This is a genomic window from Providencia sp. PROV189 (assembly GCF_028480065.1).
Lineage (GTDB): Bacteria > Pseudomonadota > Gammaproteobacteria > Enterobacterales > Enterobacteriaceae > Providencia > Providencia stuartii.
The window spans coordinates 26,224-45,322 of sequence record NZ_JAMPOG010000046.1; the positions used below are offsets into that span (position 1 = coordinate 26,224).

Below are 19,099 nucleotides of genomic sequence, written 5' to 3' on the forward strand. Positions count from 1 at the left end.
TCTCTTCACCTTCAATTATTTTCAACAACCTCATCGATTTATCTCTCTGGTGTCTCTGTGCTTTTCTCAGTCAAATAGCTCACTCATTGATATGTAATAACGTTAAGGTGAATCTATGTTATTCAAAAATAAATATGCTTTTGTTCAAGGTGGATCAAGAGGTATCGGTGCTGCTATCGTCAAACAATTTGCTCAAGCTGGGGCCAGTGTCGCTTTTACCTACGCCTCTTCTGACGATAAAGCTAAAGCTTTAGTGGCTGAAATTGAGCAATTTTCAGGTAACGTATTGGCAATCAAAGCAAATAGCGCTGATGAAAATGAAATAAAAGCCGCCATCACACAAGCCGCCAATACATTTGGTAGCCTTGATATCTTAGTTAACAATGTTGGTACTTTAGAGCTAGGAACATTAGATGCCCTATCATTAGAAGCGTTCGATCGCTCCTATCACCTCAATGTTCGTAGCCTATTTATTGCCAGCCAAGCTGCATTAGAAGTGATGAATAATAATGGGCGCATTATTCATATTGGTAGCATTAACGCACAAAGAGTACCATTTGAAGGCGGTAGTGCTTATGCGATGAGCAAAGCCGCTATCGTAGGGCTTACTAAAGGGATGGCTCGTGATGTCGCTAGCCGAGGCATTACTGTGAATAATATCCAGCCCGGTCCTGTCAACACGGACATGAATCCTGAACAAGGTGAGTTTGCAGAGAGTTTAAAACAGATCATGGCATTAAAACGTTATGCCAGCGCCGATGAAATAGCCAGTTTTGTCGTTTATTTAGCCAGCCCTGCCGCTGCTTATATCACAGGTGCAAGCTTAAATATTGATGGTGGATTTAGCATCTAATTATCTTAATAGCATAAAAAAACGGGAGGCATCTCCCGTTTTTTCACTTAATGAAATTTATTGAAAATCCATATCGGTATAAAGCTTCGTTGCTTTTACACTTTCAATATTTTTCGCGCCACCCAACATCATATTAATGGATAATTCTTTATTCAGTTGCTGAATAACGGAATTCACCCCTTCCGCGCCCCCTAAATTTAATCCATATAAAATTGGACGACCCACCGCGACAACATCAGCACCACTTGCTAGCGCTTTAAACACATGGGAGCCACGGCGAACACCACTATCAAAAACAATAGGAACACGTTTGTTGACCACTTTTGCAATGGAAGGCAAAACATCAAAAGAAGCTGGGCCGCTATCTAATTGTCGCCCACCATGGTTAGATACCCAAATCGCATCTGCACCAGCCTTGATCACTCTATCTGCATCTTCAGGTGATTGGATCCCTTTCACTATCACAGGCAAACCCGATAGTTTTTTCACGTAAGCAATATCTGCTGGGGTAAAGGCTTGTTTAGCTTGAGCATAAATTTCGCTGATCCCTGCCCCTTTACCTGTTTTAGAGCCATCATCATTTTGTTTAGCGAACAGTTCTAAATTGGCAAAACCAAGTGGGAATTGGAAGTTATTGCGAATATCATCTTCGCGATAGCCACCAACTGGCGAATCCACCGTTAAAATAATCGCTTTAGCACCACTCTCTTTAGCTCGTTTCAAGGTAAACTCATTGAAAGCATTATTCTTGCTCATATAAAGTTGGAAGAAGAATGGGCTTTCCCCTGAAACTTCGGCGACTTCTTCAATAGTCTTGTTACCATAAGTACTTAATGAAAAAATTGAGCCAGCTTTCGCCATCCCTTTGGCTGTCGCAATTTCACCGTCTTGATGGGCCAAACCTTGAGCTGCCATTGGGGCTTGAATAATTGGCGTTTTTAAATCAATCCCTAAAAATTGGGTTGATAAGTCAATATCTTTAATTTCAATCCCTTGCATTACCCGCGGCATAATGTATTTTCTATCAAAGCTACGCGTATTTTTATCTAAGTTCAGCTCATCTTCGGCCCCACCTCGAATATAGCCAAAAGCCCCTTTTTCCATGTTTTTCGCAACTTGGTCTTCTAGCTCATCTAAATTGATAATTTTAATCGGTCCTTCTTTGGTACTCGCTTGATAATCCGCGGCTTGTACAGCCCCAACAGATAAGGTCAAAGCCAGTATCGCCGATGACATCACCGCGATGGGCTGTTTTTTTGCTCTGTGTAACATACTCCACCTCCTCAACTTATTGTTTGATAGCTTCCGCTTGTATTTTTATCACTACCTCTTTTGCCATTCCCTCTTTTGCAAGGAAATCCACCCCCCATTTTGTACGGTCAATGGTCGTTTCAAAGTCACCACCACAAACATCCGCTTTAAAAATAGGACTGAAATAACAGCCGAATTTCGTTGTTTTCAACTGAACGGGATGAGACTGTCCTTTCATGGTTAAAATGCCATCAATAGAAACAGGTTTATTATCCGCAAAGTTCCATTTAGTTGATTTAAATTCGATGGTTGGGTATTTCGCTACATCTAACATATCGGCGCTCTTAATATGGTTATCAAACGCTGTTAGACCGGTATTTAATGTCTCCGCTGGGATTTTGACATTAATGCTTCCCTTGTTTTTTTCTGGGGAATAGCTCATATCACCACGAATGTTGTAGAAACCACCGCTATTGGTCGATGTATTAAAGTGATCAATATAGAAAACCGCTTTAGTATGGGTTGGATCTAACTGATAATTTGCGGCTTGAGCAGTACCGGCTACCAATAGTGAAGCCAATAATGGCAATACAATCTTTTTCATGGAATACATCCTAATTATTTGTTTTATCTAAATTAATACAGATAGGTAGCCTCTACTTTTAGTAAAGGCTACGGATAATTCGAGTTAAAAATGAGGCTTAGCGTTCTGAATCTAATTGCTCATTGTTTTTCAAAACATCTTGAGCTTTCATATAGCTTTCAATGAGCAGTTGATATGCAGGGAAAATTTGCGTGTAAGCTTGTGCCCATTCTGCCGCATCTTCACGATTCCACGTTTTCTGAATTTCAGACGCGACCGCGGCTGTATCCATTGGTACCACACCAGCTTGGACCATGCGTGCTAAGGTGATTTCTTGTGCCATTTTGCTATAAGTACCAGATGCATCAATGACGACAAAAACTTGGTAACCGTCAGCTACCGCACTAATAGCAGGGAAAGCCATGCAAACACTGGTTATCGTGCCCGCGATAATCAGTTGTTTTTTACCCGTTGCTTTAACTGCTTCAACAAATTCAGGGTTATCCCATGCGTTGATTTCACCGCGACGTGCAATATATTGTGCATGTGGCGCATTTTGGTGAATTTCAGGGATCAGAGGGCCATTCGGGCCTTGTGGTACAGATGCTGTTGTGATGACAGGCATTTTTGCCAATGAAGCTATTTTTGCGAGAACAGCAGCACGCGCTCGCAGCTCTGTCATTGGCATATCACCGACAGTTTGGAACAAGCCGCTTTGATGGTCTATCAATAACATCACTGCATCATCTGGATTAATAACAGGACGCTGTCCATTGAAGTTTGCCGGATTACTCATAATGAAACCTCTCAATCAATAAAATAATGAAATGCTTTTAAACGAGAAATAGAACAATCGTTGCCCCGCTCTCTTGTTATTTACATTAATTCATCGATTTTTTGTTGAGTAGTCCGGTTTTTAGTAAACACTGTTCTAAAAATAGGATAATGGAAACCAGAACTATTGTTCTAGTAATGAAACAATGAAACCTATTTTTACCACTACTGATAACGAAATCGTGCCCCTATGATAAATACATCAGAATCTATTTTAGGAGCATAACCATGAAAAAGATCATTGGTATTTATAACGCACCTCGCAGTCATTGGGTTGGAGATGGCTTCCCTGTTCGCTCATTATTTAGCTATAACAACCACGGGAAATATCTCAACCCATTTCTTTTACTTGATAGAGCGGGGCCTTTTACCTTCCCAAGCTCAGATGCTGAGAACCGTGGTGTTGGAGAGCATCCGCACAAAGGGTTCGAAACGGTAACTATCGTCTATGATGGTGAGGTTGCACATCATGATTCTACAGGTGAAGGGGGCGTGATTGGTCCAGGAGATGTTCAGTGGATGACTGCGGCATCCGGTATTTTACATCAAGAATACCAATCCGATGATTTTATGAAAAATGGCGGCACCTTAGATATGGTGCAACTGTGGGTCAACTTACCGGCTAAAGATAAATTGGCGTCTCCGGGATACCAACTGCTAAAAAGTAGCCATATTCCGAATATTGCTTTACCTAATGATGCAGGCTATTTACGCGTCATTGCAGGTAACTATCTAGGAAATAATGGTGCTGCACGTACATTTACCCCTTTAGATGTTTGGGATCTCAAACTGAAAAAAGGTAAAACAGTAGGGTTACAAACTAAAGCCGGCCGTAATGTTGGTTTAGTGATGTTACATGGCTCGTTAATTGTTGATGGTCACGCTAGTTTAAATGAGGGAGAGCTGCTCATCCTTGATAGTAGTGACAGTAATATTGTTATGGAAGCCACGGAAGATGCTGTTGTACTCTTCTTAAGCGGTGAGCCCATTGATGAACCCGTTGTCGGCTATGGTCCCTTTGTGATGAATAGCGATAAAGAAATTATCGAAGCGGTTAATGATTTTAATCGTGGTAAATTTGGCCGAATCCCTCAAAATCAATAAGATAATAACTCCTCGATAGGGTGACTATTGAGGAGTTATCTTTTTACGGTGATGGATTATGATGATTTAACAGTTGGTGAAATATTCTCAGCCAAATAATTTAATAATAGTTGTACTGATGGCAATAAACCTTTTCTTGATGGGTAAACCGCATGAATAATATCTTCAGGAAAACGCCATTCAGGTAATATCTCAATCAATGCCCCTGAACTTAAGTCTTTTTCCACCACACCATAAGGCAATCGAGCAATACCAATTCCCTTTAATGCGGCTTTATACAAGGTCAAAATATCGGTTGTTGCTAATTTGGGGATAAAGTGCTGAGTGAAGCTTAAGTCCTCACTGTTTTTCAGTGTCACCGTATAATTTTGGGAATGTTCGGTATTTGCCAATATTGGGTAATTCACTAACTCTTCGGGTTGTTGCAGCGGCTCTCCGCCTTTAAATAACAACGGGCTAGCGACCAAAACCCGCCGTGAATAACCCAATACTTTCATCATTAAACCCGAATCATCTAACGGCAGCGAACGCACTCGCAGCGCCATATCTAACCCTTCACTGATCACATCAACGGGCCGATTAACTGCTAAAATTTGTACATCGATCTCCGGATACTTCACCATAAAATCGACTAATAAATCTTGCAGATACACTTGAAGTAAAGCGACAGGACAAGACAATTTAATGATCCCTTTCGGGTCAGTTTGTACAGAGCAGATCAGCTCCTCAGCAATTTTCGCTTCATCGACAACATTTTTGCATTGTTGATAAAAGGTTTGGCCGATTTCAGTCACATGGAACTGGCGTGTTGAACGATAAATTAAGGAAACATTGAGTTTCTGCTCAAGATCAGCAATACGGCGGCTAAGTTTAGATTTCGGGATCCCCAAAGCAAGACCTGCTTGTGAAAACCCGCCATGCTCGACTACTTTGACATAGTAGTAGAGGTCATTTAAATCGTACCGCATCCCTATTCCCCTTTTTACTAAAACCTATTTATATTACTGAAAATCGATAATAAGTCTGCTTAAATTACGCCATTTACCCCGTCAATAAGACCCGTTAGCCAAACAAATAGTTTCGGTATCGAAACAACTCATTGCCAGTTAAACAAGGAAATCAATTAAAGTAACTACCCGGCTATGGAGGTTTCTATGTACCGCGCACTTTGGGCATTGTTACGCCCTTATCGTTTTGTTTTAATATTTGCTGTTATTTTACAAGCTATCGCTGGCATTAGCTCCCTGATCCCTTGGGTTGCAATTAGCCAAATCGCCTTATCCCCTGTTGAACAAGGGAACACTTGGGTCATTATTGCATTTATTAGCGGAGTCGTATGGCTCGTTTGCCAAACACTTGCCCTATACCTAACCCATCAAACGGATAACCAATTGTGCTATCAATTAAGGCTAAAAATACTCAATAAACTCAATCGACTTCCTTTGAGTGAGTTTGTTTATTCAGGTAAAGAAGGGATCCAAAAAATTGTTGATCGCGATGTGCGCTTGCTGCATCAACTCACCGCCCATGCACCTGCCGACTTGGCTCAACTGTTTGTCGTTCCAATAACCGCAACGCTGATCTTATTATGGACCAACTGGGCATTAATGATTTTTTGCCTACTTCCTTTAATCATCACCATTTACCTTTTCCGCCAGCTACGCTCACCACGTTATCAATCGCTATTCACTGCTCGTGACCAGACGATGGGGAATTTATATGCTCAATATGCAGAGTTTGCCGATAACCCATTACTTGCAAGACAGTATCCAAACCGCGCCATTCAACTTGCTGTGACACAAGCACTCTCCGCTTTTCTCGTGGCCTTTAATCGCTGGATTAACAAAATCGGCGCATTCAGTTCACTGACTCAAATTGGAATGAGTACCACATTACTGACGTTATGGGTGATTATTGGGTCGTTGGTAGTGCCGACCTCGGTGTCACTGTCGCAAATGGTGTTGTTTATTCTTTTGATGCATAGCATTACCGCTCCAATCGCTGCCATGGGGCATGGTGCCGATGCCCTCAACCATGCAGTCGCCGCTTCAGAGCGTATTCGCCATTTTCTTGAGCAAACAGAAATGCAGTATGGTGATAAATCACTGCAAGGAGCGCCTTGTGCCGTTCATATTCACGATGTGGATTATTGTGTACAGGATAAAACTTTACTCTCTAACATCAACTTAACCATTCAACCCGGTCAGCTTGTCGCTATTGTTGGTGCATCGGGAGCAGGAAAAAGTACACTTTTACAATTGATGGCACGGTTCCTCGACCCAACTCGTGGCGAGTTATACTTTAATACGACGCCCCTACCTCAATTCTCATTAGCAGGGTTAAACCAGCAAGTATCTATCGTGATGCAGAATACTCAACCTATGCCGTGTTCGCTGAAAGAAAATCTACAGCTATTTGCCCCCGATGCGACAGCGGTCGAAATCACTGACTACCTTGAAAAATTAAATCTACTAACACGGCTCCAGCAATTACCAAAGGGGCTAGACAGTTTAGTCGGTCATGATATCACCTTATCAGGTGGTGAAGCTCAACGTTTAGCTATCGCTCGCGTGCTGCTCTCTAAAGTCCCTATTTTGTTGTTTGATGAGCCAACATCTGCATTAGATCCGCAAAATGCCGAGTTATTTTTCCAGCTTTTAAACCAAGAGCAGCGTACACGAGTCTTGGTCACCCATGATCTGAGCTATTTATGCCATGCAGATACGGTGATCTTACTGGAAGAAGGGCAAATAATTGCTCAAGGTACACACCTACAGTTATCTGAACATACTCCCCAATATCAACAATTACTAAGTGCATTGGAGGACGCCGCATGATCCGTCTGTTCTTAAGTACCGTCCGTCGTGCGCTATTATGGATGATATTCGCTGCTATCTTAGATGGTATCAGCGGGTTGCTACTCGTTCCTGTGATCATCAATTGGGGCTCCGACGATATAAGTGCGCTGATTTGGCTACTGGTGAGTAGCTTAGTGTCATTAACCGTTATTTTTATCGCCACTCAGAAAGGCTACCTTGCAGGTGGCATTGTTATGCGCACGCTCACCAACGCATTAATACGCCATCTACCTGTCTCATTAAAACCAATCCCAAGTGCGACAAGTTTAGTTTCTGGGCCTATTTCCCATGTGATGTCCATTCCTGCTCACTTATTACACCCAATCATTAGCGGTATTGTCACCCCTTTAACCGTGATCTTAGGGGCATTGATTCTGAACTTTTGGCTAGGAAGCATCCTGTTAATGATTGGCTTCATGTTATTACTTATTTTACGTTTTTCCGCCAAACACGTGTCATTCGCCGAAAAGCAAGTACACGCCTCACAGCAGAAGGTTATCGATGAATTAGGCCACTTTGCCACACATCAACCGCTGCTTCGCAGAGCGGGTGTCAGTCAACAGCAACAACAAGGTTTAGAGCAGAGCCTGACTCAGCAATATCAGACACAAAAACAACTTCAACGCCGTAGCTTGCCTTTTCATTTGCTATTTTCATTCGCTATTCAAGTAACCTTTATCGGCTTATTAGCTTTCGGCTTATTGGCGGTCAATCGTGAAACACTTACCCTACCTATGTGGTTAGCCGCCATGCTGTTATTAGCGCGTTTTATTGAGCCACTCTGGTTGCTTTCCCATTTAGACCAAGCATTACGCCAAGCTAAAAAATCGCTCAATCAGATAACCCAAGCACTGGAAACACCTGAGCTTAATTTTGTTCGTTCATCTCAAACCCCATCTGAAAATACCGTGAGCTGTAACGCCTTATCTCAGCGTACAGAGGAGGGGAAAGTCCTATTAAAACCGCTCGACTTAACTTTTAAAGCAAATACATTCACGGCCATTGTGGGGGCGTCTGGCGCTGGAAAAAGCACGTTATTGAATTTGTTGGCGCGCTTGCAAGACCCTTCACAAGGCGTAGTGCGGTATGGCAATAAAGATATCGCTCAATTATCGCAAGCAGTGCTCTGTAGTAAGCGAGGCATATTATTTCAAGATAACCGGCTGTTTAAAGGCAGTTTACGGCAAAATATGACTGCCAGTTCAGAAGAGATCGATGATCCATCAATCATCGCCATGCTTCAACAACTCAATATCGATGCAGATCATACTTTACTAGATGGAGAGGTAGGTGCTGGCGGGCAAATTTTCTCTGGTGGACAAAGGCAACGTTTGTGTATTGCAAGACTACTATTAAGCCGTCCTGATATTATTTTGATGGATGAGCCGACAGCTAGCCTTGATTACATCAATACTGCCGCTGTTATTGAACAGCTACTCACTGCCAACCAGCAGACACGTATTGTTGTGACTCACCAACCGATGCTTGCCAGCCAAGCCGATCATATTATTGTGATGGCATCTGGCGAAATCGTTGACCAAGGAACACATGCAGAATTATTAGCCCGTGAGCCTTGGTATCAACAATTTATCAGCGGCAGCCTTTAAGAATATCAGCCTCGCTTACCAAATAAGCGATGGCTGAACTCTTCAATACGGCGATGCTCAAGCCTATTTTGCATCGTCAGGCTCCAACTTGCAGACAGCCCCGCGGCTCCTAGCAAACGTTGATATAACTCTTCATCGAATGGGGCATGAAAAGCGATCATAATCGCTTCTTGAACAGAAATATCGCTATTACGACTTAAAAGGGTGATCGGTGTTGCGGCACTGACTGACCCCGTCTTTATCACTCGATACAACCAACCACAACGACCATTTTCTTGCATTATTTGAGCAAAGTTTTCAACGCCTGTCAGGCCATTGAGCTTATAGCATGGCGAGCGTGGTTGGGTGACTTGAATACGAACATCACCCCAAGCATAAATATCACCAATAAAGACATTCTCTTCTGTCATACCTTGAGTCGAGATATTTTCACCAAACGCTGGTGGCGTAAAAAGAGATTCAAGTTCAGGATAAGCATTAGCCCAGAATTGATAGTGCTCTGCCGGATAATGGCATAGCGCCCGATCAGGGCCACCATGAAAGCGTTTTTCAGCTTGCTCATCTCCCTCAAGCCCTAATTGCCCTAATGGCAACGGCCCATCCACTTGACGCTTATGAATAGCGCTCTGACCACAATCTAATGTGGCTTTGACTTCGCCGATATAGACTTGAGGATGAATTTGCATTGCGATTACACCTTTATCGTGGCTTTAAATTCAATGAACTCATCATTATCACGTTGAACGAGCATCAGAGTTCAATTTACTAGAAATTCTGTACAATACTTCAATAAGTTATGCATAGCACTATAATAAATCAAATAGATAATAACTAACCAAACGAGTGAAAACCATGAAAACTTAAAGTACTCCAAAAATTTCCATGGACTCGCAAACACCCGATACATCATTATGCCCGGTCTGCGTATACTAGGTTTATCTTTCGGCCATGCATACCAAAAAAGCCACATAAGAATAAAAATCACCATCGCTTGTGCACCATGTGCAGGCCCAATATCCAAGCCAGTGATAAAGAATAAGAGTACCTCAGACAGACCAAGAAAAAAGATCAGGATAACGAATAACGTTATAAAAAATTCACTGACCAAAAATACAGTGAATGCTTTTTTCCTAGAATGAAGCCCAAACATAATCAGGTCATTGAAAAATAAATAGAATAAAATAATCACACCAGCAACTATTGCCACGCCGCTATTAACATCAGGCTGAGTAGCAACCATGTTCAATAACAATCCCCAAAAAATACATAAGAAGACCCCGCGCCAGTTGAACGCTAGCCTAGGCTGCTGTATGAAAGATAAAATAGCAGGGTTAAATTTATCCTTTAGCTCTGGGTATTCACTGGTTCGTTGTTTCACTTGCTCAGCGATTTGAGGGATCAATCCAGGTATCAAGCGAACTTTATAAGAAACTTTCTCATTTTTACTCGTCAGTACACGTAAAGATTGAGAAACGATATAGTCTCCATGGACAGCATCAATCTGACACTGCTTCCATGCTCGAGCCACCTCAGTCTGGCGTAGCTGTTCAGTTAATGCGTTTTGAATATAAAACGGGATAATTTGCTCTGAGTTATATTCATCAAGCCGCCAGCCTAATAGAGACGAAACATGTTCCACAACAGCTTCGGTTAAACCTTCTTGCTCTGATAATGCCCACGCAAAATCTTGATGAAATTGCTGATGTGTCTGCAAACTGCCTTTTTGAGAGACGTTTTCCCACAATTCGACTAATTCACGTTTTGCCGCGTTTTCATCAATAATAAACAGCTTCGCGAGCCAATCAATTAACTCTTGGGTATAAGCTGTTTCAACAACCGGTAATTCATTAATCGATGGTTGATAATCATCTAACAACACATCTGAAAATGGGTAAGTAATCCGAATTTCAGACAGCTCTTGCTGTTGTTGATCATCATTAACGGCTTCTTCATTAACAGCCTCTTGGTGTAAGAGGCTTTCTAAATGAGGCACATCAACGTCTATATTCGCCTGCTCTTCAACATATTCATCATCGGCAGATTCATCATCATAAATAGCGTAAGCGGCATATCTTTTTGCCTCCTCAAAAGCTTCACGTAATTGTTGATACTCTTCAGGGTGGCTATCGGGTCGATATTTTTTTACCTGCCGCGCATAAGCACGCCGAATTTCCTTTTCATCGTTTGTTTGAGTGATTCCCAATGTTTGCCATATACTCATTAATGCGAGTCTCCCTCATAGCGACTCAAAAATTGTTCCACTTGTTGACGAATGGCCGCAATACGACGTGGATCTTGGCTATCGAGTGCTCTTTCAAACTCCGTTGTGACTTGATCCATCCAATAGCGATCCTCACCCAGTAAAAACTCATATAACCGAGCACAGCGTGACAATAACACGCGATTCTCTTTTCTATCCCTCGGATGCTGTTTTAAATCAGCAATTTTTAATAAGCTTTGTTCGATTTGCGCTTCATTCATTTGCCCCGGAACTTTCTCTATCACTAGCCGAAACACCTCAGGGTTACCTTGATAACGACACTCAACTTCTAGTAATCCATCAACGGTATAGGTAAACCGGACATCAATATCCACTTCTCCAGCAGGCTTCTGAGGGATATCAATCGCCATCTCCCCCAAAAATACGTTATCTTGGACGCGACGCGCTTCCCCCTGATAAATCTTTAATAAAATCATTTTTTGGTTATCTTCAATCGTGCTGACCGTTTGCATCTTGCTCACAGGTAAAAAGGTATTTCGCTCAATTAAAGGTAAAAAATAACCCGAATCATAATGGGTTCCGTTTCTTTTTGAGGTTTCAATCCCCAAAGAAAATGGCATTACGTCGGTTAAAATAACATCATCAAGGGCTGTATCTGCCATCACCATACCCGCTTGAACCCCTGCACCTAATGCAACGGCTTCATCTGGATTAAGGTCATGGCGAGGAAAACGTCCAAACAGACGCGCTACCGTTTGTCGGATAAGTGGCATTCGTGTTGCACCACCAACTAATAAGATGTCGTCCAAATCATTGAGAGTAAAACGAGAATCATGCAAAGCCTGCAAAATAGGTTGTTGCAATCGTGCTAATAAAGATTGGCAACAAGAAGCTAGCTCCTGATCTGTCATTGTCCAATGCCAATCCTGATCATTCCACCGTAGCGAAGCCGTCGCTTCATTGCTTTGACCTAATGCGATTTTTAATGTTTCTGCTTGTTTGAGTAATTCCGCGCGAATATCTGCTTGGGCTTCTTTCAGTTCAGGATGCTGCTTTAACATCCACAGATAAATAGCTTCACTGAAATCATCACCGCCTAAACGGACATCGCCACTACTCGCGCAAACCTCAATGACGCCTTCAAACATATCAATTATCGAAACATCAAACGTTCCCCCACCAAGGTCAAAGGTTAGGTATTTGTGTTCTTTGTTTTCGAGTAACCCAAAGGCCAACGATGCCGCAGTAGGTTCATTCAATAACCTTAAAACATTTAGCCCAGCAAGTTGTCCCGCTGTTTTAACCGCCCGACGCTGAACATCATTAAAATAAGCAGGAACCGTGATCACTGCATCTTTAACGGGGTAACCAAGCCAAGCTTCAACATCCTCTTTTAATTGCCGTAATAATAAAGCAGAAAGCTCCTCAGCCCGAAAAGTCAGAGAGCCTAATGATAACGTTGCATCCGTGCCCATAAAGCGCTTAAAGCTGGCTTGGGTTAAATGGGGGTGACTCTGTAGACGTTCACGAGCGAATTTTCCGACCAAGATCTGGTCATCATCATCAAGAGCAACAACAGATGGCGTTAAAACATCACCTTGTTTATTGGGTACCAATACCGCTCGCCCTTCAATCCATAAACTCACTGCACTATTACTGGTCCCAAGATCAATCCCCATAACCATGTCAGCCGCCATATTATCTCCCTTATCATTCACTTTATTGAATTATTACTGGATAGAATATCAATCTGTTTTTTGTACTTATGAGACACATTATGAACAAAACACAAGATATTAAAACGAGACAAAGCTGAGATTAATAGAAAAAAGAAAAAGAGAGGCATAAAAAAAGCGCAACCCCAAAAGGGTTACGCCCATCTAATTATCATTTAATTTAATGAATTATTTAGTTTTTTCTGCAAAACGTTTTGCAGCTTCATCCCAGTTAACGACTGACCAGAATGCTTTGATGTAGTCAGGACGACGGTTTTGATATTTCAGATAATAAGCGTGTTCCCAAACATCAAGACCAATAATTGGATAACCTGAAGTACCAGAAATCGCTTCACCCATCAGAGGGCTGTCTTGGTTAGCTGTAGAAACAACCGCTAGCTTACCGTCATCTTTTAGAACTAGCCATGCCCAGCCAGAACCAAAACGAGAAGCTGCTGCTTTCTCAAATTGTTCTTTGAAAGCGTCAACACTACCAAAATCACGCTCGATAGCTGCTTTCAGATCACCGCTTAGTTCAGTACCTAATTTTAGGCCTTTCCAGAACAGGCTGTGGTTTGAGTGACCACCAGCATTGTTACGAACAAAAGTACGTTGATCAGCAGGAACTTTATCCAATTGTTGGATCAGATCATCAATGTCTAGGTTAGCCAGTTCAGGTAATTTTTCTAACGCAGTGTTAGTGTTGTTAACGTAGGTTTGATGATGCTTGGTGTGATGGATTTCCATTGTTTGCTTATCGAAATGAGGTTCCAGCGCATCATAAGCATAAGGTAAAGCAGGTAATGTATAGCTCATTGTATTTGTCTCCAGTGACTTATTGACATATACCTCTATATCTCTCACTCAATGCCAAGACACATAGGGTATACACTTCAGAAACTTCACACCTTGTGAGTCGGTATCAATTATAGTTATTTTACTGTTAATGAAAATCATTATCAAACCCATGATATTTATATGGTCTTTCTCATCAACTATCATTGTTGATTTATTTAGCAACTAATACCAATATCGCCCTGCTTTGTTTTTCTTTAACTCTACCCTTATACAGATAATCAGATGATTAATCTAATTGACGATTTCGCATCAAATGATAATCCTGTTAAATCCATTACAATTAATACGTGATCTCCCGCTCAAAAGAAAAACAAATTTATATTTCCTGCTTTAGTTAACCATTTTTTGACATAGTATTAACATCTGCAAGGAGATAAAAATATGACTCAAATAACTAAGCATCCCGTTACTGCTGAAATTGCAGAAAATGCCCTGATAAACGAGCAACAGTACAACAATGAGTATCAACTCTCTATTCAAGACCCTGAAACGTTTTGGGGGGAGAAAGGAAAGGTTGTTGATTGGATTAAGCCGTATACCCGAGTAAAAAACACCTCCTTCGATCCTGGCCATATCAGCATTCGCTGGTTTGAAGATGGCACCCTTAACTTAAGCGCTAACTGTTTAGATCGTCATCTGGCAGATAAGGGCGATCAAACCGCAATCATATGGGAAGGTGATGACCCTTCTCAATCAAAAAATGTCACTTACCGTGAACTGCATCATGATGTTAGTCAGTTCGCTAACGTATTAAAACAACATGGTATTCGTAAAGGCGATGTTGTCGCGATTTACATGCCAATGGTGGTTGAAGCTGCCGTCGCAATGTTAGCTTGTGCTCGCATTGGGGCGATTCATACTGTTATCTTTGCTGGCTTCTCTCCAGAAGCGGTATCGGGTCGTGTTATCGACTGTAAAGCAAAACTGATTATTACAGCCGATGAAGGCCTACGTGCTGGCCGCTCAATACCTCTCAAGAAAAACGTTGATGACGCATTAACCAATGCCAATGTCACCACCGTTAAGAATGTCATTGTCTACCGTCGTACTGGGAATGTTCCAAGCTGGGTAGAAGGGCGTGACTTATGGTGGCATGATGTGATTGATGGCGTCAGCGCCGACTGCCCACCTGAAGAAATGAACGCAGAAGACCCATTATTCATTCTGTATACTTCAGGCTCAACAGGTAAACCAAAAGGTGTACTGCATACTACTGGCGGTTATTTAGTCTATGCAACACTCACCTTTAAATATACTTTCGACTACCATCCCGGTGAAGTGTATTGGTGTACTGCCGATGTTGGCTGGGTAACGGGTCACAGCTATTTGTTATATGGCCCTCTATCTAATGGTGCCAAAACATTGATGTTTGAAGGCGTGCCTAACTACCCTGCGGTCAATCGCATGAGCCAAGTGGTCGATAAGCACCAAGTTAATATCCTGTATACCGCGCCGACTGCTATCCGCGCCCTAATGGCTGAAGGTGATAAAGCCATTGAAGGCACCAACCGTAGCTCGTTGCGTATCCTAGGATCCGTTGGTGAACCTATCAACCCTGAAGCATGGGAATGGTTCTATAAGAAGATTGGTGATAGTCGTTGCCCAATTGTTGATACATGGTGGCAAACAGAAACTGGCGGCTTTATGATCACTCCGCTACCGGGAGCGACCATGCTAAAACCAGGCTCAGCAACGTTACCTTTCTTCGGGGTTCGTCCTGCTCTTGTTGATAATCTTGGGGAACCATTAGAAGGTGCAACAGAGGGTAACCTCGTCATTGTTGATTCATGGCCTGGTCAAGCACGTACCTTATTTGGTGACCACGAGCGTTTTGAGCAAACCTACTTTTCTACTTTTAAAGGTATGTATTTCAGTGGCGATGGTGCTCGCCGCGATGAAGATGGCTATTTCTGGATCACGGGCCGTGTTGATGATGTATTAAATATTTCCGGTCACCGCCTAGGTACTGCTGAAATTGAATCTGCATTAGTTGCACACCCAAAAATTGCAGAAGCAGCCGTTGTTGGTATTCCTCATAATATTAAGGGGCAAGCTATCTATGCTTATGTCACCTTAATTTCGGGGGAAGAGCCTTCACCTGAGCTATATACCGAAGTTCGTAATTGGGTTCGAAAAGAAATCGGTCCAATTGCAACACCTGATGTTCTACACTGGACGGACTCTTTACCTAAAACCCGCTCCGGTAAGATCATGCGCCGTATCCTACGTAAAATTGCCTCAGGAGATACTAGTAACTTAGGAGATACTTCCACACTGGCAGATCCTGGCGTTGTCGAAAAACTACTCGAAGAAAAACAATCAATGAGTATGTCATAAGCCTGAATGTCGCCTTTATGGCGACCTTACATACATTCCAATAAGACGATAACAGAGGAGAACTCTGATGAATGCTACTGCTTATCAAGAGGTAGAGAATAACCCTCGCTTTAAAGAATTGGTAAGGAAACGCGGTCGATTTTCATGGTTGTTGTCAGCTATCACATTAATATTGTATGTCGGTTTTATCTTTCTTATTGCTTTTAACCCAAGTTGGCTTGGAACGCCGATTAGTGAAGGATCCTATATCACACGAGGTATACCTATTGGTGTAGGATTGATTGTCATCTCTTTCTTATTAACTGGCCTATATGTTATTCGGGCAAATGGTGAATACGACCGTTTAACGGCTGAAATCTTAAAAGAGGTGCAAAAATGATAAAACTCCTTCCTCTCATCTTACTTTTCGCCTCTTCAGCCGCATTTTCTGATGCACTGACAGGGGATGTCGAGCGGCAACCTGTGAATATTCAAGCCATTATCATGTTCTTGTTATTCGTCGGGTTTACTCTCTATATTACTTATTGGGCATCTAAAAGAACGCGTTCTCGCTCAGACTACTACACCGCAGGCGGTAAAATTACAGGTTTTCAAAATGGGATGGCCATTGCGGGTGACTTTATGTCCGCAGCCTCATTCTTAGGTATTTCAGCACTGGTTTACACCTCCGGTTATGATGGCTTGATCTACTCCATCGGCTTCTTAATTGGCTGGCCTATTATTCTTTTCTTAATTGCAGAACGCTTACGTAACCTCGGTCGTTATACCTTCGCCGATGTTGCGTCATATCGATTAAAACAAAGACCAATACGGATACTGTCTGCCGTTGGCTCTCTTGTTGTCGTTGCACTCTACCTCATTGCACAAATGGTTGGTGCAGGGAAGTTGATCGAACTACTGTTTGGTCTTAATTACCATGTTGCCGTCGTAATTGTAGGTATTTTGATGGTGTTATACGTCCTATTTGGTGGAATGTTAGCCACTACATGGGTACAAATCATCAAAGCAATTCTCTTATTAGCAGGCGCAACATTTATGGCCGTAATGGTCATGAAACATGTTGGTTTCAATTTCAATACCCTATTTAAAGAAGCCGTCGAAGTACATAAAAATGGCATTGCCATTATGAGCCCAGGAGGATTAGTTTCAGATCCTATATCGGCTTTATCACTTGGGCTAGCGCTGATGTTTGGTACAGCAGGGCTACCTCATATCATTATGCGTTTCTTTACGGTCAGTGACGCGAAAGAAGCTCGTAAGAGTGTGTTCTATGCAACAGGTTTCATTGGCTACTTCTATATTTTAACTTTCATTATCGGTTTTGGTGCGATTGTTCTTGTTAGTGCAAACCCTGACTTTAAAGATGCAGCAGGCAAATTGATCGGTGGAACAAACATGGCCGCCGTACACCTTGCAGATGCCGTCGGAGGGAACTTCTTCCTTGGCTTTATTTCTGCTGTTGCTTTCGCCACGATATTAGCTGTTGTTGCGGGGCTAACACTCGCCGGCGCCTCAGCGGTTTCCCATGACCTTTATGCCATGGCAATCAAAGACGGTAAGGCAAATGAAAAAGAGGAGTTACGTGTATCCAAAATTACGGTAGTGATATTAGGCTTTGTTGCTATCGGGTTAGGTATTTTGTTCGAAAACCAAAATATCGCCTTCATGGTAGGCCTCGCATTCTCTATTGCTGCAAGCTGTAACTTCCCTATCATCCTGTTATCGATGTATTGGAAGAAATTAACAACACGTGGTGCCTTAGCAGGCGGATGGTTAGGACTTATTACCGCCGTTGTGCTGATGATATTAGGGCCAACTATTTGGGTAAGCATCTTACATCATGAGAAACCTATCTATCCTTATGAGTATCCTGCATTCTTCTCGATGATAGTGGCATTTGTCGCTTCTTGGTTATTCTCTATCACAGATAACTCAGAAAGAGGCAAATTCGAGAGAGAACGCTTTAGAGAGCAATTTGTACGTTCACAAATTGGCTTAGGTATTGAGCAAGGTAAATCTCACTAACCCTTAATATTCCTCTAGAAAGAAACATAAAAAAAGCGGCTCTTAATAAGCCGCTTTTTTAATCTGTATAAAACCACGTTATCTCGCATAAGTCATTTTTTCAGTGTTTACCCACTCATCAACTAACTCAAAAAAGCGTGCTGGTTGGTTTTTTACTTCGACTTTAAAGTTCTCAAACTCAGATTTGTTATTAGGTACATACATTGATAATAATATATTTAACGATATTTCTTTGTTCGCAAATTTCTGGCTAATATTAAATGCCTTATAGAGGATCGCCGCCAATACAAAACTAACCACTGCTATACCAGCCATAGCAGCAAAACTGTAATCTATGTGTAGAAGCTGGCGAGCCTCATTCAGTAGTAAGAAAGGCGTAAAAAACATCACCAGCAGAGATAAGATAATTGCCCCATCTTGACCATTGTTGAATTCGTGTTCCTTTTGCTTATTAACGGCAACAATATCCCTAAATATTTGGCTATTAACAGATTTTATATTCTTCATTATATTCACCTTGATAAACAAGCGCATTATCGTGTGTAAAAATCATTCATAACATCTAATTAAGTTACTTATTGATAGTATATGTTTAACTTTTTGCAACATCAATTTAACATTTGTTATCTATTTTAATGGGAAAGTATCTTAAGAAGAGTAGGTAAATAGAAGATATAGAACAACAAACCCGATGATCACAAAACCGTGTTTATGGCCTATCTATTGATATTAAAAGTAAAGTTGAAAAATGATCTAACTTAAACGGATTTTATTTAACATTTAAACAAATTAATTTATAAAAAATTAATTATTAAAGTTATAAAGCTTGCTTATCGATGCTCATTGCCTTTTT

At 41.7% G+C, this 19,099-nt stretch carries 16 protein-coding genes; 7 read left to right on the plus strand and 9 right to left on the minus strand.

Annotated elements, in window-relative coordinates:
* Nucleotides 1–115 precede the first annotated feature (115 nt).
* The gene (locus PR833_RS18595) at nucleotides 116–853 is read left to right on the plus strand and encodes a 3-oxoacyl-ACP reductase family protein (RefSeq protein ID WP_272526413.1); all 738 of its coding nucleotides are present in this window, start codon (nucleotides 116–118) and stop codon (nucleotides 851–853) included.
* A 57-nt stretch (nucleotides 854–910) separates the two neighbouring features.
* On the opposite strand, the gene PR833_RS18600 is transcribed toward PR833_RS18595, so the two are convergent.
* From PR833_RS18600 to PR833_RS18610, 3 genes are all read right to left on the minus strand, one after another.
* Nucleotides 911–2,089, minus strand: a complete 1,179-nt coding sequence (locus tag PR833_RS18600; RefSeq protein ID WP_223854875.1) for a lactate oxidase — start codon at nucleotides 2,087–2,089, stop codon at nucleotides 911–913.
* A gap of 52 nt (nucleotides 2,090–2,141) precedes the next feature.
* Nucleotides 2,142–2,708, minus strand: a complete 567-nt coding sequence (locus tag PR833_RS18605; RefSeq protein WP_004916073.1) for a YceI family protein — start codon at nucleotides 2,706–2,708, stop codon at nucleotides 2,142–2,144.
* A gap of 97 nt (nucleotides 2,709–2,805) precedes the next feature.
* The gene (locus PR833_RS18610) at nucleotides 2,806–3,483 is read right to left on the minus strand and encodes a hydrolase (protein ID WP_004916074.1); all 678 of its coding nucleotides are present in this window, start codon (nucleotides 3,481–3,483) and stop codon (nucleotides 2,806–2,808) included.
* Between the two features lie 266 nt (nucleotides 3,484–3,749).
* Here PR833_RS18610 and PR833_RS18615 point away from each other — a divergent pair, with 266 nt between their 5' ends.
* A complete protein-coding gene (locus PR833_RS18615; RefSeq protein WP_004916075.1) occupies nucleotides 3,750–4,625 on the plus strand; it encodes a pirin family protein in 876 nt (291 codons plus the stop codon).
* A 56-nt stretch (nucleotides 4,626–4,681) separates the two neighbouring features.
* Here the strand turns inward: PR833_RS18615 and PR833_RS18620 are convergent, their stop codons facing one another.
* The gene (locus PR833_RS18620) at nucleotides 4,682–5,593 is read right to left on the minus strand and encodes a LysR substrate-binding domain-containing protein (RefSeq protein WP_004916076.1); all 912 of its coding nucleotides are present in this window, start codon (nucleotides 5,591–5,593) and stop codon (nucleotides 4,682–4,684) included.
* A gap of 186 nt (nucleotides 5,594–5,779) precedes the next feature.
* On the opposite strand from PR833_RS18620, the gene PR833_RS18625 reads away from it, so the two are divergent.
* On the plus strand, nucleotides 5,780–7,462 hold the full coding sequence (locus PR833_RS18625) for an ABC transporter ATP-binding protein (protein ID WP_014657129.1): 1,683 nt from the start codon (nucleotides 5,780–5,782) through the stop codon (nucleotides 7,460–7,462).
* Complete coding sequence (locus tag PR833_RS18630) at nucleotides 7,459–9,090, plus strand: ATP-binding cassette domain-containing protein (protein ID WP_014657130.1); 1,632 nt, start codon at nucleotides 7,459–7,461, stop codon at nucleotides 9,088–9,090. The genes PR833_RS18625 and PR833_RS18630 overlap by 4 nt, the downstream gene beginning before the upstream one ends.
* Nucleotides 9,091–9,095: 5 nt before the next feature.
* On the opposite strand, the gene yiiM is transcribed toward PR833_RS18630, so the two are convergent.
* From yiiM to sodA, 4 genes are all read right to left on the minus strand, one after another.
* Nucleotides 9,096–9,776: a 6-hydroxyaminopurine reductase gene (gene yiiM, locus PR833_RS18635; RefSeq protein ID WP_014657131.1), complete on the minus strand. Its 681-nt coding sequence runs from the start codon at nucleotides 9,774–9,776 to the stop codon at nucleotides 9,096–9,098.
* A gap of 71 nt (nucleotides 9,777–9,847) precedes the next feature.
* Nucleotides 9,848–11,311 carry a J domain-containing protein gene (locus PR833_RS18640; protein WP_060561501.1) on the minus strand — a complete coding sequence of 488 codons (1,464 nt, stop codon included), beginning with the start codon at nucleotides 11,309–11,311 and terminating at the stop codon, nucleotides 9,848–9,850.
* The gene (locus PR833_RS18645) at nucleotides 11,311–13,008 is read right to left on the minus strand and encodes an Hsp70 family protein (RefSeq protein WP_014657134.1); all 1,698 of its coding nucleotides are present in this window, start codon (nucleotides 13,006–13,008) and stop codon (nucleotides 11,311–11,313) included. The genes PR833_RS18640 and PR833_RS18645 overlap by 1 nt, the downstream gene beginning before the upstream one ends.
* A gap of 207 nt (nucleotides 13,009–13,215) precedes the next feature.
* A complete protein-coding gene (gene sodA, locus PR833_RS18650) occupies nucleotides 13,216–13,842 on the minus strand; it encodes a superoxide dismutase [Mn] (RefSeq protein WP_014657135.1) in 627 nt (208 codons plus the stop codon).
* Between the two features lie 423 nt (nucleotides 13,843–14,265).
* On the opposite strand from sodA, the gene acs reads away from it, so the two are divergent.
* The 3 genes from acs (at nucleotide 14,266) to actP (ending at nucleotide 18,246) form a co-directional block, all read left to right on the plus strand.
* On the plus strand, nucleotides 14,266–16,221 hold the full coding sequence (gene acs, locus PR833_RS18655) for an acetate--CoA ligase (protein WP_004916080.1): 1,956 nt from the start codon (nucleotides 14,266–14,268) through the stop codon (nucleotides 16,219–16,221).
* 67 nt (nucleotides 16,222–16,288) lie between these two features.
* A complete protein-coding gene (locus PR833_RS18660; RefSeq protein ID WP_004916081.1) occupies nucleotides 16,289–16,600 on the plus strand; it encodes a DUF485 domain-containing protein in 312 nt (103 codons plus the stop codon).
* Nucleotides 16,597–18,246 (plus strand): cation/acetate symporter ActP, encoded by a 1,650-nt coding sequence (gene actP, locus PR833_RS18665; RefSeq protein WP_004916106.1) that lies wholly within the window; start codon nucleotides 16,597–16,599, stop codon nucleotides 18,244–18,246. The genes PR833_RS18660 and actP overlap by 4 nt, the downstream gene beginning before the upstream one ends.
* A gap of 78 nt (nucleotides 18,247–18,324) precedes the next feature.
* Here the strand turns inward: actP and PR833_RS18670 are convergent, their stop codons facing one another.
* Nucleotides 18,325–18,753 (minus strand): hypothetical protein, encoded by a 429-nt coding sequence (locus tag PR833_RS18670; protein ID WP_014657136.1) that lies wholly within the window; start codon nucleotides 18,751–18,753, stop codon nucleotides 18,325–18,327.
* Between the last annotated feature and the right edge of the window lie 346 nt (nucleotides 18,754–19,099).